Source organism: Nonomuraea purpurea, assembly GCF_042650645.1.
GTDB classification, from domain to species: Bacteria; Actinomycetota; Actinomycetes; order Streptosporangiales; family Streptosporangiaceae; genus Nonomuraea; species Nonomuraea purpurea.
Genome location: NZ_JBHSBI010000096.1, coordinates 1 through 895, shown reverse-complemented (window position 1 = coordinate 895; position 895 = coordinate 1). Strand labels below are relative to the sequence as shown.

The following is an 895-nucleotide window of genomic DNA, read 5'->3' as shown; positions in this document are numbered from 1 at the left end:
CCTGCATCTGCGTCTTGCAGTGCGTGACGATCTCGGCGATCTCCTTCTCCGAGACGTACGCGTTCTGGATGCGGATGGGCTTGCTCGCGCCCATCGGCAGGAACAGCGCGTCACCCTGGCCGACCAGCTTGTCGGCGCCCGGCTGGTCGAGGATGACCCGCGAGTCGGTGAGGCTGGAGACCGCGAACGCCAGCCTGGAGGGCACGTTCGCCTTGATCAGGCCGGTGACGACGTCCACGGAGGGCCGCTGGGTGGCGATCACCAGGTGGATGCCGGCGGCGCGGGCGAGCTGCGTGATGCGCACGATGGAGTCCTCCACGTCGCGCGGCGCCACCATCATGAGGTCGGCCAGCTCGTCCACGATCACCAGCAGGTACGGGTACGGCTGGTACACCCGCTCGCTGCCCGGCGGCGGCTGCAGCTTGCCCGCCCGCACGGCCTTGTTGAACTCGTCCACGTGCCGGAACCCCGACGCCGCCAGGTCGTCGTAGCGCCGGTCCATCTCCCCCACCACCCATTCGAGGGCCTCTGCGGCCTTCTTCGGGTTGGTGATGATGGGCGTGATCAGGTGGGGGATGCCCTCGTAGACGCTCAGCTCGACGCGTTTGGGGTCGACCAGCACCATGCGCACCTCGTCGGGGGTGGCGCGCATCAGGATGCTGGTGATCAGCCCGTTGACGCAGACCGACTTGCCGGCGCCGGTGGCGCCCGCGATGAGCAGGTGGGGCATCTTGGCGAGGTTGGCGACGATGGTGCGGCCCTCGACGTCCTTGCCCAGGCCGACGATCATCGGGTGGTGGTCGGCCTGGGCGACCTGGGCGCGCAGCACGTCACCGAGCGCCACCAGGTCCTTGTCGGCGTTCGGGATCTCCACCCCGATCGCCGACTTGCCCGG

At 69.2% G+C, this 895-nt stretch carries 1 protein-coding gene; it reads right to left on the bottom strand.

From position 1 onward, the window contains the following. Positions 1–895 (bottom strand): FtsK/SpoIIIE domain-containing protein (locus ACFOY2_RS54680; RefSeq protein WP_379536116.1); only part of this gene is annotated, 895 nt, incomplete at both ends.